Origin of the sequence: Tolypothrix sp. VBCCA 56010, from assembly GCF_050875635.1 — a bacterium.
GTDB lineage: Bacteria > Cyanobacteriota > Cyanobacteriia > Cyanobacteriales > Nostocaceae > Hassallia.
The window spans coordinates 1-5,363 of sequence record NZ_JBPAOH010000276.1 but is presented as its reverse complement, the minus strand read 5'-3'; the positions used below and the strand labels follow the sequence as shown (position 1 = coordinate 5,363).

Sequence of the window (5,363 nt, the reverse complement as noted above, 5' to 3'; positions counted from 1 at the left end):
AGAACGAAGGTAATGAGTAGATGAAATCTGACAAACTACCAGGATAGGAATGAGCGCAAATCGTCGTCACCATTGAATTTACGTAGGGGCAATTCATGAAGAGCCCCCATCGCATTATTGCGACATATGCTTACATAGATGCCCGTGTCACGGAAGACAACACAATTCCCATTGGTAATCGATTGCCTAACTCAGCTCAACATACTGCCAGTTTTTGGACAACTTACCAAATTCAGAATGGCGGTTTAAAAGGTTTTGGAGGAGGACTTGGATTATTTTTTGTTGGAGATAGACCTGGGGATTTACCGAACACATTTGAATTGCCAAGCTTCTTCAGAACAGATGCCACCATCTTCTACAAACGCGATACGTGGCGGGTTGCCCTCAATATCAGAAATCTCTTTGACGTTGAATATTACGAGACAGCTCAAAATAGAAACATTATTTACCCAGGTGCGCCATTCACAGTCCAAGGAACCATTTCATACACGTTCTGATAATGCTAAGTAGGTCGGCATTAAAAATCGTAGTTATGACAAGGGAGTAGGGAGTAGGGAGTAGGGAGTTGGCAGTTGGGGTAAGGCTTTGAGCCTAATTTACATACTGTTACATAGTTATGTTTATTTCTACCGACCTACTTAATGTTGTATAACATTACTAAGTACAACATTGCATAAGTTCGTAGCGAAAATCTGAACGAAGACTCTGCGTACCCTTCGGGTTCATCAGTTCGACGGGAACGCCAGTCCGCTCAACGCTCTTAACCCGCGCACGCGGCTGGCTCAGGAAACCGACTCCGCCGACTGATTCACCTTTGCGCTTACCTTTGCACTCCCACCGAAGCTTTGATGCCTTCTCTTCGAGAGGCTTCGCCAACGGCAACGCCAAGGGCGAACGGAGGAAACCTCCGCTCAAACTTCTCTCTGCGTTTAAAAAAGCTACGAATTAATGCAAAATAGTACTTAGAAGTGTCACACTCACGCCGCAATTAACTAACAACTGACCCACGCGATCGCTCAACTATGACTTATCGTGCATTAGCTTCGTCAAAATGGTGAGTGCAACTGCTCGTCGCAGGGCTGCATTGCCATCCAGATGCTTTCATTATGGCTGCCATTGACTCGGTATCATAATTAAGGAAAAATAAGGTACAGTTGTCGGATCAACTTCATTCAAAGGTACAATCCGCTGATTCTGCATTGTGGCTTTTTCTATAAATTTTGCTCTCTCAGCTAATCCCAATTGTTTCAGCACTTCGTAAACTTTTGTAAAGTGCTTACCCAGCTTAATGATGACAGCAGCATCCGCAACTGCTAATTTCGCCAATAATTCTTCAGCCGGAAGTATCGCAGATAACACCAGAAAAGCATCGTTACGATAAGTCAGCGGTACGCCTAAAGCTGATGCACTCGCCATCACAGACGATACACCGGGAACGACTTGCGTAGGAAATCGTTCTGATAACCGAGTATAAAGATACATAAATGTACCGTAGAAAAACGGGTCGCCTTCACATAGTACAACTACATCTTGTCCAGCGCTGAGATATTCGGCGAGTTTTTCCGCAGCACTATCATAATAAGGTTGGGCAGATTCGTCAATTTTGAAGGGAAAGAGCATGGGTATCTCAATTTGACCTTCAGGTAGATATTCGGCGACAATTGAGCGAGCGAGGCTTTTACCAAACGATACCGGATAAGCGAGTACAGGAACAGTCCGCAATAGCCGCAACGCTTTTAACGTCATCAATTCCGGATCGCCAGGACCGACACCGATACCATAGAGACAACCAGATTTTACCATAATTATTGTTCCTCCTTGGCGATCGCATTCACGGCGGCTGCTGCCATTGCACTTCCACCGCGTCGTCCATGTATAGTAATAAAAGGCACGCCACGGCTATCTTCTGCCAAAGCCGCTTTCGATTCTGCCGCACCGACAAAACCAACCGGAAAGCCGAGAATTAAAGCGGGTTTTGGCGCTTTCGCATCAAGCATTTCTAGTAAGCGAAAAAGTGCCGTTGGTGCATTACCTATAGCAATTACTGCTTCCTGCATATGTGGTATCCACAGTTCCATAGCTGCTGCTGAACGTGTATTTCCTACCTTTTGTGCTAAAGCTGGGACTTCTGGATGGTGAAGCGTACAAATTACAGGATTTTCTCTTGGTAATCGCTTGCGGGTGATGCCTTCTGCTACCATTTGCGAATCGCATAAAATCGGCTTTCCCGCTATTAAAGCTGCACGTCCTGCGGCAACGGCGTTGTCTGAAGCGGCTAAATCTGTGATAATATCAGTCATACCGCAAGTATGAATCAAACGCACCGCCACAGATACTAAATCCGCAGATAAGCTGTTTAAATTTGCCTCTGAGCGAATAATCGCGAAAGAGCGCCGATAAATTTCATCACCATCACGTATATAATCTATCATCGGCTATTGCCCTTCCTCATCAAATAATTGCCGCAATTTGGCAATTGTGTATCTATTCGTAAATTCTCCAAAAGATTCATCAAGCTGGGTACGCTTAACATGGTATACTTGCAACATCTGCAAAATCCGGTGAGGTACTTCAGGAATACAGACGTTAGGATATAACTCACGTCCAAATGCCTGCTGTTTATCCCCCACATAGATGTGATAGCCTTCGACGAATGTTTCATCCTTCTCAACTAAAGTACCCAATAAAGTGATGTCACTTTTGCCATGATAAGCGCAGGATTTCGGACATCCGCTAAAGTGAATTTTTACAGGTACATCTAAGGTGATATGCTTTTTTAAATAATCTGCTAAAGCTAAGGCTTGTTGTTTTGTATCGGTAGCAGAAGATGCACAGCCTGTTTTACCTGTGCAAGCTACGAGAGAACCTTGAATGTGATTTGCATTCCAATGTAAACCCAAGCGTTCAATTTCATCTTTGACGTGGGGAATGCTTGAGTTAGGAATATCGGAAATTAATAAGTTTTGCCAAGGTGTTAATCTGAGCGTTCCACTGCCATAAGTTTGTGCTAAATCTGTTAAAGAGTGTAATTGTTTGCTTAAAAGCTGTCCCAACGGTAAGATAATTCCAATGTAGGAAAGTCCTGATTGTCGCTGGGGATGAACTCCCAGATAATTATAGTTTTTGGGATTTATACTTTTATCTAAAGTTGGTTTTAATCGCTTTAATAAAGGAAAAGGAAGATAACCTTGAGCTTGTTGTAAATACCATTCGACACCTTTATCTTGCAAAAGGTGTTTTAAACGGAGTTTGCTTTTCTTAGTTTGATCTACATTATCCAGATAAACTTGCGCGATCGCCACCACCACGCTTAAACATTCTTTCGGTTGAAGTAAGATGTTTGTCGCATCGCCTAGTATAAGCTGAAAGTAAATATTGTTTTCAACCATTCCGCAGTCTTCAGAAAGAGCGATGGCACTAAATATAATTTCATTAGGGCGATCGCACACTCGAACTGCCCCACCCCCATCAAACGCTACACTAAACTTGGCTGATAATCCTTTTAATTCTGGATGTCCGCAAATATATGCATCTAATTCTCTCACCCAAGGACGAGTATCAATCAACTCTAACGAGTCAATTCCCGCTGTCGGACTCGCCATAATGTTGCGGAGATGATCGACTTCTGTTAAAGTTGCTGCAAGTCCAACTTTTTGCAACGTTGTTAGAACTTCTGGGGTAACACCTTGAATTTTTCGGATTTGCAAATTTGCTCGATTGGTGACATTAACATATCCTTCACCAAAGCTTTCTACAAATTCTGCTAAAACACGTCCTTGTTGACTATTGATAATTCCCCCAGGAATCCGAATCCGAGAAAGAATTCCATCTCGTGCCGGGGTAGCGTAAAATAAACCCGGACATACTGGTAATGTGGCTAGTTCGAGGGTTGGACATGACATGGCAGTAACTCCCCGTGCGACGCAGGGAATAGATAATATAAGTGTTTGTTAGACACCGCTTAAGTTAGCATTCTGACTCAGGTAAACCTTTTACAGCTGCGGCACAGTCCCGGAATTGCACCGGAGTTTCCTAACTTTAAGCTTATCTAGCATATCACGTTCCTCAGTTAGTGCATCACGAATGCCTAATCTTTCTTAAAATATGGATAAATCTAATTTCAACGCAGAGGAGCGCTGAGTAATCGCAGAGGTACGCAGAGCTTTCTTGATTTTAATTCGTGATGAATTTGTGCTTGTACTAAGAATATCCTAACCTACTTTATTTACTCATGGGAAATTCTCAACACTCACAGTTATCTAAAGAAGATGCGATCGCTCTTCTGAATGCGTGGTCATTTCTCGAAATCTTAAAAGTTCAACCAACGAACCAAGGTACTGTCAACACAACCTTTTTTGTAGAGACACAGACAGAAAAATACGTTTTAAAATTATACAACGATTCTATAACTACTGCACAAATTGAGTACGAACATTCATTGCTAGCGTACTTGCGATCGCGCAATTTATCGTTTGTAGTTCCAACTCCCATACCAACTTCATTTGGAGAAACGCTGGTTACAGTTAAGCAGGATAACTCACTACTGCGTGTTGCTTTGCTTCCTTTCATTGCCGGTAACAGCAGCGATCGCCAAAATCTCGCTCATACCCATGCTATCAGTCAGACGCTTGGAGAATTGCATCATGCCCTTGCTAAATTCGATTTTGAAGGAAAAATGGCTCAATTACCCGCATGGGGAGATTTGAATCATATTCATCCGTTAGTCACACCGCTTGAAATTCCAAAGTTGCTTAAATTGACTTTAATGCAGCAACAGCGCCTTGTAAAGACATTGACAGAAGTTATTGAAGCTGCACCTAATCTTTACAAAATCCTTCCAGTTCAAACAACTCATGCGGATTACTTGTCTCCTAACGTTTTGCTGCTGGAGAATCGTGTAGTGGGAGTTTTAGACTTCGAGTTTGCTACTTTTGACTTGCGGTTAATGGATTACGTTGCAGCACTCGACCATTTTACCCGATTTTCTGGGGAAGCACCGAGCTTAGAATTTGTCAAAGCTTTCAGCACTGGGTATGCTAAACACGTTTGCCTTTCACAATTGGAGCTAGAAGCGCTAACATTAGTTTGGCGTTTACAACAAGCAAGCTGCATTGTCTATTGGACAGGATGGCTGATTGAAGGGAAAGTAACTCACCAAAGCGTAGTAGATGCGGTAGCGAGAATGCTGCTGTTGTCAGATTGGTTGGAAGAAAACACTGCTACTCTACTTAGTACAGCATTTCATTAATGCGATCGCGAATCAAACAAAGGCAATAAGAGTGCAATGCGAATGCAGAGCAATGTTATGTTAATGCAGAGCGTTGTTATGTTAATGCAGAGCGATGTTATGTTAATGCAGAGCG

The 5,363-nt window shown here is 42.8% G+C and carries 5 protein-coding genes and 1 riboswitch; of the genes, 2 read left to right on the top strand and 3 right to left on the bottom strand.

The features are described from left to right. Positions 1–95 precede the first annotated feature (95 nt). Positions 96–497, top strand: a complete 402-nt coding sequence (locus AABK37_RS40250) for a TonB-dependent receptor domain-containing protein (protein WP_432556983.1) — start codon at positions 96–98, stop codon at positions 495–497. 607 nt (positions 498–1,104) lie between these two features. Here AABK37_RS40250 and AABK37_RS40245 read toward each other — a convergent pair. The 3 genes from AABK37_RS40245 to cobG are packed head-to-tail and all read right to left on the bottom strand — an operon-like array spanning position 1,105 to position 3,902. Further along, positions 1,105–1,803, bottom strand: a complete 699-nt coding sequence (locus AABK37_RS40245) for a precorrin-2 C(20)-methyltransferase (protein WP_432556982.1) — start codon at positions 1,801–1,803, stop codon at positions 1,105–1,107. 2 nt (positions 1,804–1,805) lie between these two features. Next, positions 1,806–2,432 (bottom strand): precorrin-8X methylmutase, encoded by a 627-nt coding sequence (locus AABK37_RS40240; protein ID WP_432556981.1) that lies wholly within the window; start codon positions 2,430–2,432, stop codon positions 1,806–1,808. A gap of 3 nt (positions 2,433–2,435) precedes the next feature. After that, positions 2,436–3,902 carry a precorrin-3B synthase gene (cobG, locus tag AABK37_RS40235; protein ID WP_432556980.1) on the bottom strand — a complete coding sequence of 489 codons (1,467 nt, stop codon included), beginning with the start codon at positions 3,900–3,902 and terminating at the stop codon, positions 2,436–2,438. Between the two features lie 57 nt (positions 3,903–3,959). Continuing rightward, a riboswitch (adenosylcobalamin-variant (AdoCbl-variant) riboswitch) is annotated at positions 3,960–4,044 on the bottom strand. Positions 4,045–4,231: 187 nt separating this feature from the next. On the opposite strand from cobG, the gene AABK37_RS40230 reads away from it, so the two are divergent. Further along, complete coding sequence (locus AABK37_RS40230; RefSeq protein WP_432556979.1) at positions 4,232–5,248, top strand: phosphotransferase; 1,017 nt, start codon at positions 4,232–4,234, stop codon at positions 5,246–5,248. Positions 5,249–5,363: the final 115 nt, after the last annotated feature.